At 72.2% G+C, this 16,174-nt stretch carries 15 protein-coding genes; 3 read left to right on the top strand and 12 right to left on the bottom strand.

Annotation, left to right across the window (positions count from 1 at the left end; translation table 11 throughout):
• Positions 1-7: 7 nt before the first annotated feature.
• Complete coding sequence (locus tag E9998_RS06020; protein WP_136528790.1) at positions 8-643, top strand: pyridoxamine 5'-phosphate oxidase family protein; 636 nt, start codon at positions 8-10, stop codon at positions 641-643.
• A gap of 3 nt (positions 644-646) precedes the next feature.
• Here E9998_RS06020 and E9998_RS06015 read toward each other — a convergent pair whose 3' ends face one another.
• The 3 genes from E9998_RS06015 to mshC form a co-directional block, all read right to left on the bottom strand.
• Complete coding sequence (locus E9998_RS06015) at positions 647-1,537, bottom strand: phenylalanine 4-monooxygenase (RefSeq protein ID WP_136528789.1); 891 nt, start codon at positions 1,535-1,537, stop codon at positions 647-649.
• 48 nt (positions 1,538-1,585) lie between these two features.
• A complete protein-coding gene (locus E9998_RS06010; RefSeq protein ID WP_136528788.1) occupies positions 1,586-3,241 on the bottom strand; it encodes an enoyl-CoA hydratase-related protein in 1,656 nt (551 codons plus the stop codon).
• 71 nt (positions 3,242-3,312) lie between these two features.
• On the bottom strand, positions 3,313-4,566 hold the full coding sequence (mshC, locus tag E9998_RS06005; RefSeq protein ID WP_136528787.1) for a cysteine--1-D-myo-inosityl 2-amino-2-deoxy-alpha-D-glucopyranoside ligase: 1,254 nt from the start codon (positions 4,564-4,566) through the stop codon (positions 3,313-3,315).
• Between the two features lie 129 nt (positions 4,567-4,695).
• Here mshC and E9998_RS06000 point away from each other — a divergent pair, with 129 nt between their 5' ends.
• The gene (locus E9998_RS06000; protein ID WP_136528786.1) at positions 4,696-5,670 is read left to right on the top strand and encodes an aldo/keto reductase; all 975 of its coding nucleotides are present in this window, start codon (positions 4,696-4,698) and stop codon (positions 5,668-5,670) included.
• 46 nt (positions 5,671-5,716) lie between these two features.
• Here the strand turns inward: E9998_RS06000 and E9998_RS05995 are convergent, their stop codons facing one another.
• A complete protein-coding gene (locus E9998_RS05995; protein ID WP_136528785.1) occupies positions 5,717-6,202 on the bottom strand; it encodes a VOC family protein in 486 nt (161 codons plus the stop codon).
• Between the two features lie 74 nt (positions 6,203-6,276).
• Between E9998_RS05995 and E9998_RS05990 the strand changes: the two genes are divergently transcribed.
• The gene (locus tag E9998_RS05990) at positions 6,277-7,113 is read left to right on the top strand and encodes an AraC family transcriptional regulator (protein ID WP_136528784.1); all 837 of its coding nucleotides are present in this window, start codon (positions 6,277-6,279) and stop codon (positions 7,111-7,113) included.
• 4 nt (positions 7,114-7,117) lie between these two features.
• Here E9998_RS05990 and E9998_RS05985 read toward each other — a convergent pair whose 3' ends face one another.
• The 8 genes from E9998_RS05985 to kal all read right to left on the bottom strand — a co-directional run bounded on the left by E9998_RS05985 (position 7,118) and on the right by kal (position 16,148).
• On the bottom strand, positions 7,118-7,894 hold the full coding sequence (locus tag E9998_RS05985; RefSeq protein WP_158299704.1) for a CPBP family intramembrane glutamic endopeptidase: 777 nt from the start codon (positions 7,892-7,894) through the stop codon (positions 7,118-7,120).
• A 166-nt stretch (positions 7,895-8,060) separates the two neighbouring features.
• Positions 8,061-9,680 carry a ribosomal protection-like ABC-F family protein gene (gene abc-f / locus E9998_RS05980; protein ID WP_136528782.1) on the bottom strand — a complete coding sequence of 540 codons (1,620 nt, stop codon included), beginning with the start codon at positions 9,678-9,680 and terminating at the stop codon, positions 8,061-8,063.
• 250 nt (positions 9,681-9,930) lie between these two features.
• Entirely contained in the window at positions 9,931-11,253 is a 1,323-nt protein-coding gene (locus E9998_RS05975; RefSeq protein ID WP_136528781.1) for a M20/M25/M40 family metallo-hydrolase, read from the bottom strand.
• A 260-nt stretch (positions 11,254-11,513) separates the two neighbouring features.
• Positions 11,514-12,704: a cation:proton antiporter gene (locus tag E9998_RS05970; protein ID WP_136528780.1), complete on the bottom strand. Its 1,191-nt coding sequence runs from the start codon at positions 12,702-12,704 to the stop codon at positions 11,514-11,516.
• Positions 12,704-13,189 carry a cation:proton antiporter regulatory subunit gene (locus E9998_RS05965; RefSeq protein ID WP_136528779.1) on the bottom strand — a complete coding sequence of 162 codons (486 nt, stop codon included), beginning with the start codon at positions 13,187-13,189 and terminating at the stop codon, positions 12,704-12,706. The genes E9998_RS05970 and E9998_RS05965 overlap by 1 nt, the downstream gene beginning before the upstream one ends.
• Positions 13,190-13,331: 142 nt before the next feature.
• A complete protein-coding gene (locus E9998_RS05960) occupies positions 13,332-14,333 on the bottom strand; it encodes a serine hydrolase (RefSeq protein WP_136528778.1) in 1,002 nt (333 codons plus the stop codon).
• Positions 14,334-14,415: 82 nt separating this feature from the next.
• A complete protein-coding gene (locus tag E9998_RS05955) occupies positions 14,416-15,771 on the bottom strand; it encodes a glutamate mutase L (RefSeq protein WP_136528777.1) in 1,356 nt (451 codons plus the stop codon).
• On the bottom strand, positions 15,768-16,148 hold the full coding sequence (gene kal, locus E9998_RS05950) for a 3-aminobutyryl-CoA ammonia lyase (protein ID WP_136528776.1): 381 nt from the start codon (positions 16,146-16,148) through the stop codon (positions 15,768-15,770). Before kal ends, E9998_RS05955 begins: the two co-directional genes overlap by 4 nt.
• Positions 16,149-16,174: the final 26 nt, after the last annotated feature.

Genomic DNA, 16,174 nt, shown 5'->3' with positions numbered 1-16,174 from the left:
TCCCCCGATGGACACCGATGCTCGACTGTGGACCGAAGTGACCGATCCCGCGAAACTGCGGGAGATCGTCGGCGACGTGATGCCCCAGGCCGCGACCAAGGAGCGCGCCGTGCTCCACGCCAGGGACCGCGAGTGGCTGGCCGCGTCCCCGTACTGCGTGATCGCGACCTCGGGCGCCGAGGGCCGCTGCGACGCCTCGCCGAAGGGCGACCCGGCGGGGAGGCTGGTGCACGTCCTGGACGACACGACGGTGGCGATCCCCGAGCGCAAGGGCAACAAGCGCGTCGACGGCTACCGCAACGTGCTCGCCAACCCGCGCGTCGGGCTCCTGTCGCTCATCCCGGGGCGGCGCGAGACGCTGCGGATCAACGGGCGCGCCCGAGTGGTCTCGGACGCGCCCTTCTTCGAGGACATGGTCGTCAAGGGCCACAAGCCGATCCTGGCGCTCGTGGTCGAGATCGAGACGATCTTCTTCCACTGCGGCAAGGCCTCGATGCGCTCGGGCATCTGGAGCCCCGAGACGTGGGAGCCGGACGCGCTGCCGCCGCACGCGCAGATGGTCAAGGAGACCCAGGTGGTCGAGAAGACCCTCGAGGAGCTCACCGAGTACTACGGCGAGACGTACGAGCGGCAGCTGTACTGATCGCTACCGGCCCGCGTCGGCCTTGAGCCGCTCGATCGACTCGTCGTCGCAGTTCGTCCAGAACTCCCCCACCACGTCTTCGAGCCGGTCCATCGAACCGGCGTCGAAGAGCTTGTCCTGGTAGTGGGTGATGTCGTAGTCGATGGTGCCCATCGTGACCAGGTCGAGCGGCAGGATCGTCATGTCCCGGAACTCGTCGATCTCCCCGTACGAGGAGAGGATGCCCGCGCCGTAGGCCTTGAGGCCGTCCTTCTCGCTGATCACCCCGAACTCGAGGGTGAACCAGAAGATCCGGGAGACGAATTCGAGCGCCTCCTCGGAGTGGACCCTGCGGGCCGCCTCCCCGGCGGCCCGGTAGAGCGCGGCGAACCGCGGGGCCGCCAGCGCGTTGGCGTGGCCGATGACCTCGTGGACCACGTCGGGCTCGGGCGTGTACAGCGGCACCGAGTGGTGGCGGATGTACTGGGTGGCGTGGAAGCGGGCGTCGGAGAGCACCCCGTAGAACTCGCGCAGCGGGACGAGCCCGGCCGCGGGCAGGTAGCTGAAGCCGGTGAGCGGCTCCAGGGACTCCGAGACCTCGTGGAGCTGCGGTATGTGGTCGGCGGGGAGCTTGAGGCGCTCGGCGCCCTCCAGGTACTCGCGGCAGGCCAGGGCCTGGTGCCTGACCGCGAGTTCGGCGCTGACCAGCCGCCAGATCCCGTGCTCGGTGTCGGTGTAGGAAACGGTCGGCATGGGTAGGCCGGGTTCCCAGTCCAATGCGAGGGCCGCGATGGCGTTGCGCCGCTCGCGGTACTCGGGGTCGGCGAAGCCCGGGTGGTTCTCACCCAGTTCCACGACGACCGTGCCGTCGGCGTCGGTGTTGACCGGCGCGAAGTACTGTCCTTCTTCGAACATACCGACAGTCCATCAGGTGGGAACCGGCCTGTCAACGCGGTCGCCGGATCAGGCGGGGCGAAGTTTCGCCGGGGTCTCGGCGGGGGCGGATTTGCCCAGGAAGGCGCGCCTTTTCGCGTCGAAGCCGTGGCGGTCGTCGAAGAGGTCGCGGGCCATCTCGGCGAGCTCGATGGTCTGGTAGTAGGACATGGGCCTGGACTCGGCGCGGCGGCGGGCCTTGGCGGCGAACATGCGCCCGCGGGTGATCGGGTCGTTGTAGCCGATGGCGACGGCGCGGAGCCAGCGCTGGAACTCGGCCCAGTCGCGGGGGCCGACGGCGCCGATGAGGCCCAGGCGGGCGGCCTCGGCGGCGGAGATCGGGAGCTTGTCGCCCAGGAGGCGGGCGGCGGTCGCGGCGCCGACGCGGTTGGCGACCGACCAGGTGTGCAGTTCGGAGCCGTAGATGCCCATGTCGTAGTACGGGTTGAGGACGGTGCCGTCGCGGGCGACGGTGACGTCGGCGCACAGGGCGGCCATGACGCCGCCGGCGCCGGCGTTGGCGGAGAACGCGGCGACGGTGAGCTGGTCGGCGCCGGCGATCGCCAGGCACAGCTCGTCGATGGCGGTGATGTTGTCCCAGGCCTCGGCGGCGGGGTCGGGGGCGGCGTCGATGACGCCGAGGTGGATGCCGTTGGAGAAGGCGTGCTCGGTGCCGGTGATCACGAGGATGCGGGTGTCCTCGGTGAGGGCCTTCTCGACCGCGCCGGTGAGGCGGCGGCACTGCTCGGTGTGCATGGCGCCGTTGTAGGAGCGCAGGGTGAGGTGGCCGATGTCGCCTTCGCGGCGGTAGGCCGTCTCGGCGGCGGCCTCGGGCGCGGGGAGGAACGGGACCTCGCCGGGGTCGAGGACCATCGCGGCGGGGAGTTTGGGGCCTCTCCTGGTGCCGAGGAGGGCGGCGTAGCCGACCCAGAGGGTGCCGCGGCCGGTGGCGAAGGCGAGGGTCTCGCAGTCGCGGCCGACGACGGTGCCCGGTTCGGCGCCGGTGTGGTCGTCGGTGGCGACGGCGTCGAAGAGGCAGTAGGTGCGGCCGTGGACCTCCGCGGGGGCGCCGGGGGCGCCGTCGGCGGCGGCGATGCGGCGGGCGAGGTCGGCGGCGGGGGCGTGCCAGTCGAGGGCGAACGCGGGGCGGCGCAGCAGCGGCAGTTCGCCGGTGCCCGCGATGGCGCGCGGGTGGCGGTCGGCGGGGACGGGCCGGTCCCCGGCGGCGACGCGGCGGACGGTGGCGGCGACGCATTCCATGGCGGCGTCGGCGGCGGGGCCGTTGTAGAGGGCGCTCTTGGTGATCCCGGCCGGGACGTCGAATTCGGCGGTGGCCCAGATCGGTCCGGCGTCCATCTCCTCGACCGCCGAGAGGGCGGTGACGCCCCAGCGGGGCCGGTCCTCGAGGAGCGCGTGGTCGAGCGAGGAGGGCCCGCGGTCGCCGACGGGGCCGGGGTGGACGATCACGGTGGTCCGGCGCCGCCAGACCGCTTCGGGCACGCGGTGCTTGAGGAAGGGGCAGAGGACGAGGTCGGGGTCGGTCCGCTCGACCTCGGCCGTGAGCGACTCGGGGTCGCGGTGGGCCGGGGCGAGTGCCACGCCGACGTCGTGCCCCTGCTCGCGCAGGGCGCACCACACGCGCTGGGTGAGGCCGTTGAATGCGGACACCAGCAGCAGGATCTTCAATTCGACTCCAGGGGGATGGGGAGTCGGCCACGCTCAGTGATGAGCGTACCGATACTCGGCATTTCGCACAATCAGCGCGTGCAGTCTATGCCGAGCAAACCTCCGATCGTGTCCCGGGCGAGTGCCGGAGCCGAGGGGTCCTCGCCTCCGGTGGTGAGGGTTTCGTTGGCCCAAGCGTCAACGGCCGCAAGGGCTCCAGGGGTGTCGAGGTCGTCGGCGAGGCGTTCGCGGACGGCGGTGAGCACGGCCCCGGCGGGCACGGCGAGTTCACGCGAAAGGGCCTCCCGCCAGCGGCCCAGGCGCAGCTCGGCCTCGGCGAGCACGGCGGCGCTCCACTGGCGGTCCGTGCGGTAGTGCTGCGAGAGCAGGGCCAGGCGCACGGCGGCCGGGTCGACCCCTTCGGCGCGGAGCTTGGAGACGAACACGAGGTTCCCCAGGGACTTCGACATCTTCTCGCCGTCGAGGCCGATCATGCCGGTGTGCACATAGGCGCTCGCGAACGGGAGCTTCCCGGTGAGGGCCTCGGCGTGCGCGGCCGACATCTCGTGGTGGGGGTAGATGAGGTCGGAGCCGCCGCCTTGGACGTCGATCTGCTCGCCGAGGTGGTCGAGGGCGATGCAGGCGCACTCGATGTGCCAGCCGGGGCGGCCGGGGCCGACCGGGGAGTCCCAGGAGGGCTCGCCGTCGCGGGGGGCGTTCCACAGCTTCGGGTCGAGCGGGTGGCGCTTGCCCTCGCGCTCGGGGTCGCCGCCGCGCTCGGCGGCGTAGCGCAACATGGTCTCCTCGTCGTAGCCGGAGACGGAGGGTGCGGCGGGGAAGCGGTCGACGTAGGCCTCGACCGAGTGGTAGACGTCGCCGGACTCGTGGCGGTAGGCCGCGCCGGAGTCCACGAGGCGCTCGACGGCCCTGCCGACCGAGGGGATCGACTCGATCGCGCCGATGTAGTGGCGGGGCGGGACGACCGCGAGGGCCTCCATGTCCTCGCGGTAGAGGGCGGTCTCGCGCAGGCCGAGGACCTGCCAGTCGGTGCCGTCGCGCTCGGCGCGTTCGAACAGCGGCTCGTCGACGTCGGTCACGTTCTGGGCGTAGTCGACGTCGATCCCCTGGTCGAGCCAGTAGCGGTGGACGAGGTCGAAGGTGATCATGGTGGCCGCGTGGCCCAGGTGCGTCGCGTCGTAGGGGGTGATGCCGCACACGTACATGGTGGCGCGCCGGGCGCCGGGCTCCAGCGGCTCGCGCGGGCCGGCGGTCGCGGTGTCGTGCAGTCGCAGGGCGGGGCCGTGGCCGGGCAGGGCGGGTACGTGCGGTGCGGTCCAGGATTCCATGCCCGCGATCATATTTCGAATACCGGCCGACCGGCCAGCTCCCGGGGACCGAATGCGGCGCGGCCGCGGAGCCGGTGGGGCGCACCTGAGGCACCCATGTGAGGGCCGCTCGATGTACCTTGTGTGCTCATGGAACGCCGACCACTTGGACGCAGCGGCATCGAAGTCTCCTCTCTGGGCCTGGGAACGATGACGTGGACCACCGACGAGGCCGGCCTGGAGGATGCCGCCGCGCAGCTCCAGACCTTCGTCGAGGCCGGCGGCACCCTCATCGACACCGCCGACGTCTTCGGGCAGGGGGCCGCCGAAGCGGTGATCGGCCAGCTCATCGGCAAGATCGCGGCGCGCTCGGAGCTGCACATCGCCACGAAGGCGGGCGTACGCACCGACGGGGCGCCGCGCAAGCGGGACACCTCCCGGGGGTGGCTGCTGCGGTCCCTGGAGGGCTCGCTGCGGCGGCTCGGCACCGACTACATCGACCTGTGGGTCCTGCACGTCTACGACCCGGACACGCCGCTGGAGGAGACCATGTCGGTCCTCGACGGCGCGGTGGCGAGCGGGAAGGTCCGGTACGTGGGCCTGTCGAACCACACCGGGTGGCAGACCGCCCGCGCGCACGCGTGGCAGTCGGCCTGGCCCGGCCGCACGCCGATCGCGGCGAGCCAGGTGGAGTACTCGCTGCTCCAGCGCGGCGTCGAGCGGGAGGTGCTCCCCGCGTGCCTGGCGATGGAGCTGGGCCTGCTCGCGTGGTCGCCCCTGGGCCGGGGGGTCCTCACCGGCAAGTACCGGTTCGGGCGCCCGGCCGACTCGCGGGTGGCCTCGGCGCAGTGGTCGCGGTTCGCCTCGGTGTACCTCGACGAGCGCTCGGCCGGGATCGTGGAGGCCTGCGCGACCGCCGCCGAAGGGCTCGGGGTGAGCCCGCTCGAAGTCGCCCTCGCGTGGGTCCGCGACCAGCCGGGCGTGGCCTCGGCGATCGTGGGGGCGCGCAACGCCACGCAACTGCGGGCCTCGCTCGCGGCCGAGCAGCTGTTCCTGCCCCCGGAGATCCGCCTGGCGCTCGACGACGTGTCGGCGCCGACGGTGGGCTACCCCGAGAGCTACTGACCTGCGAAGACGCGAAAGGCCCCGCCGGTCGGCGGGGCCTTCGGCGTTACTCCCCGCCTTGGGACATGGACGCGAGCCACTCGTCCACGCGGCGCTCGCCCTCCTCGCGGGAGACGTCCTCGACCCGGGTCATGATCGACCAGCGGCGGCCGAACGGGTCGGCGATGGAGGCGTAGCGGTCCCCGGTGAGGAACACCGCGGGCTCCTCGCGGACCGTGGCGCCCGCCTCGACGGCCTTGGCGTACACCGCGTCGCAGTCCTCGACGTAGAGGACGAGGGAGGCGGTGACGTGCTCGGGGTCGGGCACCTCCATGCCGAAGGCCGGGTTCGGATCGCCGAGCTGGACGATCGAGTTCCCGATCTGGATCTCGCAGTGCGCTACCGTGCCGTCGGGCATGTCGTTGCGGGTGAGCGTGGTGGCCCCGTAGACCTCGGCGTACCAGTCGATGGCCTTCGCGGCGTCCTTGACGACGATGAAGGGCGTGACCGAGTGGTAGCCCTCGGGGATCGGGTTGACATTGGTTTCCGTCATGCGCACCAGTCTGGTCGACGGCCGTGACCTGCGCTTGTAAAAAAGCGACGTACCCGGCGGCTAGATTCGGTGGCATGGATCGACCGACCGCGAGCGACAAGGGCGTACTGCGTCCGCAGGAGGCGGCGCGGCACATCGACCTGCGCCGGTACCCGGTCCCGGGGCCGCTGGGGCGGTACGCGGAGCGGTACTGGACGGTGGCGTGGGACCTGCCCGAGGGCGCCTCCTACGAGTCGGTGGTGGTCCCCCACCCGTGCGTGAACCTCAGCTTCATGCCGGTCCTCGGCGCCGAGATCCACGGCCCCGGCACGGCGGTCTCGCGGCACCCGCTCACAGGATCGGGACGGGTGCTCGGGGTGAAGTTCCGGCCCGGCGGGTTCACCGCGTTCACCGGGATCGAGGCGGCCGAGGTCGCCGACTGGGTCGCCGGCGCGGCGACGGTGTTCGGCCCCGAGGTCGAGGCGCTCAACGCGGCCGTGGCCTCCACCGGCGACGAGGCGGGCGCGGCGGCGGTCGGCCGGTTCCTGGAGCCGCGGATGCCGCGCGAGGTCGACGCGCGCTACGAGGAGCTGCTTGGCATCGTCACGCTCATGCTGGAGGACCGCTCGATCACCCGCGCCGACCAGGTCGCCGCGCGGTGCTTCATGTCCCCCAAGCGCCTTCAACGGCTCTTCCACGCCTACATCGGACTGGGGCCGAAGACGCTGCTGCGCCGCTACCGGCTCCACGACGCCGCCGACCGCCTCGCCGCCGAACCCGGCACCGACCTCACGCGGCTGGCCGCCGACCTCGGATGGTCCGACCAGGCGCACTTCTCGAACGACTTCAAGGACCTCATCGGCCACCGGCCCTCCGAATACGCCGCCCAGTGCGCCACGACCGCAAGGGAACTGGTCATGGCGCACCGGTGAGCGCTCAGGCCGTCGCGGCGCGCCGCTCTCGGGCGGCGCGGGCGCGGACGAACAGCGCCAGGAACAGTGCGGTCGTCACGACCGCGGCGAGGGCCGTGAAGTACGCCTGCGGCGCAGCGTTGACCTCGTCCCCGGCGATGACGTTCAGGGCGACGTTGATGAGCCAGTGGCCGACGGCCGCGGTCGCCGTGCGCTGCCACAGTGAACCGTTGCCCATGTAGCCCAGCAGGATCGCGAACGCGACGGTGGAGACGAGGAACGACACGGCGACGGCGGGTGCGGTCGCGAACACCTGGACGTGCCAGGCCGCCCAGACGACGCCGGTGAGGCCCGCCGCGGCCAGGCGGGCCATGCGACGCTCGAGGAGCGGCTGCATGAAGCCGCGCCAGCCGATCTCCTCCCCCGCCGCGCCGACGAGTTGGAACACCAGGTAGAGGACGAAGGGCGTTCCACCGACCGCGGCGACGCCCGCGAGGTCCTGCCCGGTGGCGAGGGCGAGGGCTCCCGCGATCAGCGCGAACACGGCGACCGCGGCGACCATGAGCACGGTGTGCGCGACGACCTGGCGGCGCGAGACCGCCTCGGGCAGCAGGGACGCGAGGCGCCTTCGGTAGACGAGCCAGGTCGCGAGCGCACCGAGGGCCGGCCCGAACTGGGCCAGGGTGAGCGCCTCGGCGTCGATCACGGACTGGAACAGTCCGAGCAGGCCCGAGAAGGCGAACGCGAGGAGCACGAAGACGCCGAGGACCGGCCAGGGGCTCTTGGGGGCGGGATTGGACATGGGGATGCCTCTCCTGTAGTCGGGCGGGTGCGGCACCACTCTAGACCCGTTGCGCGGCATGGATTCATCGAGGTGGCGTCTTCATGACGTCATACTGTCATCTCGATGGCACACGGTGGCTTGCCGCCCGTGGAGCCGACCGCCGCGGCCCGCCCGGCGGTCGCGCTCAGGCGGCGGCGATCGCGCCCGCGTCCATCTCGATGCGGCGGCCCGCGAAGGAGGCTCGGAGCCTGCGGTCGTGGCTGACCAGGACCACCGTGCCGGTGTAGGAGGCCAGCGCGGCCTGGAGTTCTTCGGCGAGGACCGGCGAGAGGTGGTTCGTGGGCTCGTCCAGGAGCAGGACGTCGACCGGGCGGGAGACGAGGCGGGCGAGTTCGAGGCGGCGGCGCTGGCCGGTGGAGAGGGCCGCGACGGTGGTCCCGAACTGCTCGGGTGCGAACAGCCCCAGGGCGAGCAGTGCTTCGGCGTGTTCTTCGAGGGTGCCGACGCGGCCTGCGGCGAAGGCGCGCAGGACCGACTGGCGCGCCGAGCCGGGCCCGGCGACCTGGCGCAGGTGCCCGACGGCGCCGGTGCGTTCGGCGGTGCCGGTCTCGGGTTCGAGCTCGCCGGCGAGGACCCGCACGAGGGTGGTCTTGCCGGCGCCGTTCGGGCCGGTCACGAGGATTCGTTCGCCTTGGGCCACGGTCAGTTCGGGGACTTTGAGGCGGTCGCCGACGCGGACGCCCGCGAGGCGCAGGGCGGGCGTCTCGGTGGCCTCGGCGGCGGTGGCGAGGGCCGGTTCGAAGCGGAGCGGTTCGGGCGGCGGCACGACGGCCTCGGCGTGGAGGCGGGCGAGCCGCTGCTTGGCGATCTTGATGCGGCTCTGGGCGCCGTGGCTGCGGGAGCGGGAGCGGAAGGCGCCGGTGGACATGTTGGCCATCGGGAGCTTGCGCGGGATGGCGCCGGCGCGGCCGGTGTTGTGCTCGACGATGCCCTCTTGGCGTTCGACCTCGGCGTGCCAGCGTTCGTAGGCGGCCTGCGCCTGCTGGCGTTCGCTGGCCTTCGCGGTGAGGTAGCCGGCGTAGCCGTTGCCGTAGCGGCGGGCCTTCCGGTCGGCGACCTCGATCATGGTGGTGGCGACGGCCTCCAGGAAGGCGCGGTCGTGGGTGACGGCCACGACGGTGCCGGGCCAGTCGCGCAGTTCGGCCTCCAGCCAGGCCACCGCCTCGTCGTCGAGGTCGTTGGACGGTTCGTCGAGGAGCAGCAGGGCGGGCCGGGAGGCGAGGGTCGCGGCGAGCATGAGGCGCGAGCGCTCGCCGCCGGAGAGGGTTCCCAGGAGGCGGGCGCGGTCGAGTCCGGGCAGGCCGAGGGCGGCGAGGGCGCGGTCGACGCGCAGGTCGGCGTCCCAGCCTTCGCGGGCTTCGAAGCGGGCGGTGAGGTCGGCGTAGGCCTCGGCGGCGGCGGGGTCGTCGGCGAGGGCGCGCTCGGCGGCGCGCATGGCGGCCTCGATCTCGCGGAGGTCGGCGAGGGCGAGGTCGATCGCGTCGGCGACGGTGCGGTCCTCGGGCAGGTCGAGCTGCTGTGGCAGGTGTCCGACGCCGCCCGGTGAGAGGACGGTGAGTTCGCCGTTGTCGGGCTCCTCGGTCTGCGCGAGGAGTCTGAGCAGGGTGGACTTGCCGGAGCCGTTGTCGCCGACGACGCCGAGGCGTTCGCCGGGCTTGACGGCGAAAGAGATCCGGTCGAGGACGAGGTTGTCGCCGTAGCGCCTGGTGACGTCTACAAGGGAGAGTTGTACATGGCGGAGCACTGTGGCCTCCAGGGAGCAGTCGTTCGCGGTGAGGGTATTGCGGGACGGCGGCGCGCGGCTCGGGAACCGGTGGTTTCGCGGAGGCGGCGCGCCTGTGGCGGCACCGCGGAGCGTGGCTCGACGCGGTGGCACGGCTGCTTCTAGAGGAAGATCAACATCGCTGACGACTATAGGCCGGTTCGGGGCGGTCGTCCAGGGCGGGGCGGCGTGCGGGGGCGGTGAGGGTGCTCACCGCCCCCGCACGCTCGCTTCAGGACCCGGCGATGAAGCGGTCCATGGCGTCGACGCCGAAGCGCAGGCCCGAGAGCGGGACGCGTTCGTCGATGCCGTGGAACAGGGCGGTGAAGTCGAGGTCGGCCGGGAGCTTGAGCGGCGCGAACCCGAAGCAGCGGATGCCGAGGGTCGCGAAGGCCTTGGCGTCGGTGCCGCCCGACAGCATGTACGGCACGGTGACCGCGCCCGGGTCGGCGAGTCGGATCGCTTCCGCCATCGCGTCCACGAGGGGGCCGTCGAACGAGGTCTCGTAGCCGGGCTGGCGGATCTCGTACTCGAAGTCGATCCCTGAGCCCGCGAGGTCCTTGAGGATCGCCTCCAGTTCGTCGTTGCGGCCCGGGAGGGAGCGGCAGTCGATGACGGCCTCGGCGGTCGAGGGGATGACGTTGGTCTTGTAGCCGGCGTTCAGCCTCGTCGGGTTCGCGGTGTTGCGGAGGGTCGCGCCGACGAGGCGGGCGATGGGGCCGAGCTTGGCGACGGCTTCGTCGGGGTTCGCGGGGTCGAACTCGACGCCGGTGAGCTCGGAGACCGACTCCAGGAACTGGCGGACGGTCGGGGTCATCTCGACGGGGAACTCGTGGCCGCCGATGTTGGCGACGGCGCGCGCGAGGCGGGTGACGGCGTTGTCGTCGTGGAGCATCGAGCCGTGGCCGGGGCGCCCCGAGGCGCGCAGGCGCAGCCAGTCGAGGCCCTTCTCGGCGGTCTGGACCACGTAGACGCGGAGGTCGTTGGGGAGGGTCATGGAGAACCCGCCGACCTCGCCGACGGCCTCGGTGACGCCTTCGAAGACCTCGGGGTGCTCCTCGACCATGAAGCGGGCGCCGTAGTCGGAGCCGGCCTCCTCGTCGGCGGTGAAGAGGAGGACGAGGTCGCGCGGGGGGACCTTGCCGGTGCGGCGCCACTCGCGCACGAGGGCGAGGAGCATGGCGTCGAAGTCCTTCATGTCGACCGCGCCGCGGCCGTAGAGGTAGTCGTCGACGATCTCGCCGCTGAAGGGGTGGACGGTCCACTCGTCGGCCTGGGCGGGGACGACGTCGAGGTGGCCGTGCAGGAGGAGCGCTCCGCGGGAGGGGTCGGCGCCGGGGAAGCGGCAGGCGACCGAGGCGCGGCCGGGCGCGGACTCGTAGATCTTCGGTTCGAGTCCGACTTCGGCGAGCTTTTCCGCGACGTACTCGGCGGCGGCGCGCTCGCCTTTGGCGGTCGCGTTGTCGCCGGTGTTGGTGGTGTCGATGCGGATGAGGTCGCGGGCGATGTCGACGACCTCGTCAGCGGCCAGGGGCGGGTTCGCGGTTTCAGCCATTACTGAGTTGTATCAAGCCGCGATAACGGTCCGCACCGTGCGGTGGCCGCTGTCGCAGCCTTCACTCCCGCGCGGGCCCTCACCGCCCGCCGTCCCCAACCCCCACCCTCCCGAGAGGGGCAAGGTAGCGCCATCGTTTCGCGCGGGTACGACAGGAATCGGCCCCGCGGGCGCCCTTGTCACCCGAAAGCGGGCGCGAAGGCGAGGACTCGTTCAGGTCGGCGGAGCGGAGGCGGCCGGGGCCGCCTCCGCTCCGCGGGTCAGACCGCCGCGTCGGCGAGTCGTTTCGCGCGCGCCTTGCGGCGGCGCTTGACGACGATCGGTCCCGCCAGGCGCGGTGCGAGGGGGCCGATGGCCGCGAGGATGAGCACGTACGCCGCGGCGACGGAGCCCAGTTGCGGATCAAGGCCGGCGGTGACGCCGAGCCCGGCGATGACGATGGAGAACTCGCCTCTGGGCAGCAGCACCAGGCCAGCGCGCAGCTTGCCGGTGAACATCGAGCCGCCGCGTCCCGCGGCCCACCAGCCGGTGGCGAACTTCGTCGCGATCGTGCAGACCGCGAGCATGATCGCGACCGGCAGCACGGGCGGCAGCGCGGTCGGATCGGTCTCCAGCCCGAAGTTGACGAAGAAGATCGCCGCGAACAGGTTCTTCAGCGGTTCGAGCGTGTGCTCGGCCTTCCGGGAGACCTCCCCGGAGAGCGCCATGCCGACGATGAACGCGCCGACCGCGGCCGAGACGTGCACCTTCTCGGCGAGGCCCGCGACGACCAGGACGATGCCCATGACCTTGAGCAGCAGGATCTCGTCGCTCGGCGAGGCCAGGAAGCGCGAGAGCAGGTGCCCGCACCTGGAGGCCACCACGAAGGCGCCGGCGACCGCCAGGAGCGCGATCGCCAGGCCCCACGCGGCCTGCGCGAACGCGAGGCCCGCGAGGATCGTGGTCAGGATCGGCAGGTAGAGGGCCATGACGAGGTCCTCGGCGACGAGCAGCGCGAGGATCGTGGGCGTCTCGCGGTTGCCGAGCCAGCCGAGGTCGGAGAGGACCTTCGCGATGATGCCCGAGGAGGACACGTACGTGACCCCGCCGAACACGACGGCCGCGACGGGCCCCCAGCCGAGCAGCAGCGCGCAGGCGACGCCGGGGGTGGCGTTGAGGACCAGGTCGACCACGGCGCCGAGCCACGAGGTCTTCATCGTTCCGAGCAGTTCGCGCGGGGTGTATTCGAGGCCGAGCGTGAACAGCAGCAGGACGACGCCGATTTCGGCGCCGACGTCGAGGAATCCGGTGATGGCGTGGAGTTCGTAGAAGCCCCCGGCGCCGAAGGCGAGCCCGGCGAGGAGGTAGAGCGGGATGGCGGAGATGCCGGCCCTGCCGGCGAAGGCCCCCAGTAGCCCGAGTCCGCCGACGAGCAGGCCGAGTTCGAGGAGGAGTGTGACGGTCTCGTGCACTATTCGATACCTCTGAGAATGCCGTCGACGGCGTCGACCGCCTCCTGGGTGCCGATGGTGACCAGACGGTCGCCGACGTGGAGCTTCGCGGACGGGGCCGGTCCGGTCTCCACTCCGTCGGTGCGCACGATCGCGACGATGGACGCGCCGGTGCGGGTGCGGGCGCGGGTGTCGCCGAGGGTGCGCTCGGCGTAGGGGCTGGTGGCGTCCACGCTCAGCTGGCGGGAGACGAGGTTGTCGATCTCGTGGTGGAGCCGGTTGAGCTTCTCGACGATGCGGGCGCCGCCGAGGAGCTCGCCGATCGCGGCGGACTCGTCCGCCGAGAACACGATGCAGTCGAGCATCGAATCGGGATCGTCGGGGTCGTAGATGATGAAATCGCGACGGCCTTCGCGATGGGCGACGATGCCAAGGCGCACATGGCGCTTGGTCTCGAATTCGAATCGCACGCCGATTCCGGGCAGCTCGGTGCGCTCCACGTCCACGGTTGGTCACTCCTTATGTGTGGGATACGCACCGAACCGTACAGCACCGCTTCCAAAGGCGACCGAGATCACCGGGGGCCCGCGGCGAGGGCGCACCGTGTTCCCGGCGGTGCGTCGCGCCGCCGGGAACACGGTTGCAGGATCAGCCCGCGAGGCCCGCGGCGCCCGCCTCTTCGTCGGATTCCAGGGTGACGGCGTCGGCGGCTATCGACGCGGCGTCGACGAGGTCGAGGATCTTGCGGCCCATGCGCGCGTGCGCCTGGACCGCCGGGTGTGTCGCCCCGTAATCGTCCCAGTGGTCCTCGAACTGCGACATGAAGGAGTAGACGAGGACGGGCGCGCCCGCGGTGTTGAAGACGACGCCCGACTCGTTGCGGGTGGCGTCGTCGGCGCCGTACTTCATGGCGATGCGGGAGCGCTCGGCCGAGGACATGCTGCGGCGGAAGCCGTCGTGGTAGCCCGAGAGTCCGCTGAGGACGCCGAGGAGGAAGCGGGTGCTCCCGGCCGAGAGCAGCTCGCCGAGGGCGAGGCGGTGGAGGAGGTCGTTGGTCTCGGCGGTCGTGGTGTCGCCCAACCACATGCGGCTCGGGTTGGCCGGGTTGGGCTCGACGCGGGTGTCGGTGAAGCCCTTCGCGGCGAGGGTCTCGTTGATCTCGGCGGGCGGGCAGACCAGGCCGCACAGGCGCACCGAGGTGTTGTCGGAGGTCAGCAGCATCGCGACGAGGACGTTGGCAACGGTGATCTCGTCGCCGTACGCGGTCTGGTGGAAGTAGAAGCCCGAGCCGGTGAGGATGATGTCGGCGTCGAGCGTGACCCGGTCGTCCAGTGCGAGCTCGCCGCGGTCGATCTTGTCGAGGACGCCGAGGGCGATGCCGAGCTTGTTCATGCTCGCGGCGGTCTGGACGCTCGTCGAGTCGTGGTCGACGGCCGCGACGGGCGGGTTGGCGCCGTCGAGGAGCGTGACCTTGGCCTGCCAGGTCCCGCCGGCCTTGGCGCGCTCGGCGTCGTAGAGCCGCTTGATGCTCGCGGCGAGGCTGCGGGCCTCCTCCCCGGCGGCCGCGCCGTGCGCCGCCGAGCCGGTGCCGAGGACGGCGCCTCCGGCGGTGAGTCCTGCGCCGAGTTTGATTACACCACGTCGTTCCATGGTCGCCTTTCGTTGGCTTGCAACGGTTTGGGGGTGTCCGTTGGGATATACGCCGCTGTTGCGGCGGCCGGTTGCACGGGGTTCAGAAGAACGCGGGCGCGCCGCGCAGGAGCCGCTCGGCGAGGTCGCGTCGGCCGTTCGCGGCCAGAAGCCCGGCGGGGGCCAGGCGGTAGTCGGCGTCCACGGCGAAGCGCGCGCCCTTCGGCGGGCGCACGCCGCCGGAGGTGTCGGCGCCGACGGCCTCGCGGAGCCGGTCCGCCGCCGAGGGGTCGCGGCGCAGCACGCCGCCGGAGCCGACGACGAGGCCGACCGCGGCCAGGTCCTTGCCGCCGCGCAGCGGCTCGGTCGGGCCGCCGATGCGCTCGCCGCGGGCGTGGCGGCGCACCGCGATCCGGGCGGCCAGCGCGCTCAGCTCCCGGTCGAAGGCCCGTTCGCGGTCGGTGTCGGCGCGGAAGGCGGGGTCGGCGCCGCGCCTGCGCGCGGCGTCGGAGAGGTCCCGGTCGGTCGCCAGGTCCTCCTCGTCGGCGGCTTCGGCGATGCCGACGGCGGTGTGGCGGACCCCGAGGTCTCCTTCAACGGTCCTTGAGCGCCAGGCGGTTCCGGCGACCTCGGCGCGCGGGCCCTGGAGCTCGGCGTCGGGGGTGAGCACGGAGTAGACGTCGGTGGTCGCGCCGCCGACGTCGATGACGAGGAGGTCGCCGGTGTGCTCGGCGAGCAGTTCCACGCCCGTGAGCACCGCGTCCGGGGTGGCGGCCTTGACCATCGCGGTGAAGTCGGCGCTGGCGGAGAGGTGCTTGCCGGCGATGACGTGGCGCAGGAAGACGTCGCGGAGTGCGGTGCGGGCGGGGAGGGGGTCGAGGGTGCCGATGCGCGGGAGGACGTTGGCGACGGCGGTGACGGGGATGCCCGCGGCGGTGAGGAGCGCGGTGACCTCTGCGGCGGCGTTCGTGTTGCCCGCCAAGACGACCGGAGTGCGAAGGCCATGTCGTTCAGAGGCACTGGCGGCGAGGCTTTCGGCGTGGGCTCGGAGCGCGGTCTCGTCGCCGCCGTCGGTGCCTCCCGCCAGGAGGACCACGTCGGGGCGGGAGGCGCCGAGGGCCGCGAAGTCGCCCGCGGTGAGGCTCCCGGCGCGCACGTCCACGACCCGGGCGCCGGCGCTGAGGCCGGCCCGGTAGGCGGCGCGGGCGGTGACGAGGGGTTCGTTGCCGATGACGGCGAGGCGCAGGCCGCCGCCCGCGGAGGAGCAGACGAGGGTGTCGATCACGTTCGCGCCCTTGGGGACCGCCGCATCGATCGCGATGCGCAGGCCGTCCATGACGTCGGTGGCGAGGGTGGTCGGGTACGAGGCGGTGCCGAGGAGCGCGCCGGTGTCGGCGTCGACGGCGGCGGCCTTGGTGTAGGTGGAGCCGACGTCGGCGCAGACGATCGCGGCGGTCAAGGAACCACCACGGTGCCAGTGGCGGTGGTGGCGGTGAGGGGTTCGGCGAGGATCTGCGCCGCCGAGTCGCCGCGTTCGGGGTCGGCGCGGGCGACGACGGTGAGGGTGAACTCGACGGTGCGGCTGCGGGTGCCGGTGCGCACGACGACGGCGGTCGCCTCGACCACGTCCCCGGCGCGCACGGGGGTTTTGAACTGGACGTCGGAGTAGGAGGCGAAGAGGCCTTCGTCGCCGTCGGTGAGGATGCACAGCTCGGTGGCGACGTCGCCGAACATGCCGAGCCCGTACGCGCCGTCCACGAGGTTCCCGCCGTAGTGCGCGTGCGAGTAGGGGATGTAGCGGCGGTGGGTCACGGTGGTGCCGGTGTGGTCGGTCATGCTGCGGGTTCCCCCTCTTGGCGAAG

The organism is Glycomyces paridis (assembly GCF_004912155.1).
In the GTDB taxonomy this organism is placed as follows: Bacteria; Actinomycetota; Actinomycetes; order Mycobacteriales; family Micromonosporaceae; genus Glycomyces; species Glycomyces paridis.
Note: the sequence above shows the minus strand (reverse complement) of the source record. Positions and strands in the feature narration are given on the sequence as shown.

Bases quoted from the DNA above. Each gene is read 5' to 3' on its own strand.
- E9998_RS06020 (WP_136528790.1), top strand. From the start codon at position 8: ATGGACACCGATGCTCGACTGTGGACCGAAGTGACCGATCCCGCGAAA.
- E9998_RS06015 (WP_136528789.1), bottom strand. From the start codon at position 1,537: ATGTTCGAAGAAGGACAGTACTTCGCGCCGGTCAACACCGACGCCGAC.
- mshC (WP_136528787.1), bottom strand. From the start codon at position 4,566: ATGGAATCCTGGACCGCACCGCACGTACCCGCCCTGCCCGGCCACGGC.
- E9998_RS06000 (WP_136528786.1), top strand. From the start codon at position 4,696: ATGGAACGCCGACCACTTGGACGCAGCGGCATCGAAGTCTCCTCTCTG.
- E9998_RS05995 (WP_136528785.1), bottom strand. From the start codon at position 6,202: ATGACGGAAACCAATGTCAACCCGATCCCCGAGGGCTACCACTCGGTC.
- E9998_RS05990 (WP_136528784.1), top strand. From the start codon at position 6,277: ATGGATCGACCGACCGCGAGCGACAAGGGCGTACTGCGTCCGCAGGAG.
- E9998_RS05985 (WP_158299704.1), bottom strand. From the start codon at position 7,894: ATGTCCAATCCCGCCCCCAAGAGCCCCTGGCCGGTCCTCGGCGTCTTC.
- E9998_RS05975 (WP_136528781.1), bottom strand. From the start codon at position 11,253: ATGGCTGAAACCGCGAACCCGCCCCTGGCCGCTGACGAGGTCGTCGAC.
- E9998_RS05960 (WP_136528778.1), bottom strand. From the start codon at position 14,333: ATGGAACGACGTGGTGTAATCAAACTCGGCGCAGGACTCACCGCCGGA.
- kal (WP_136528776.1), bottom strand. From the start codon at position 16,148: ATGACCGACCACACCGGCACCACCGTGACCCACCGCCGCTACATCCCC.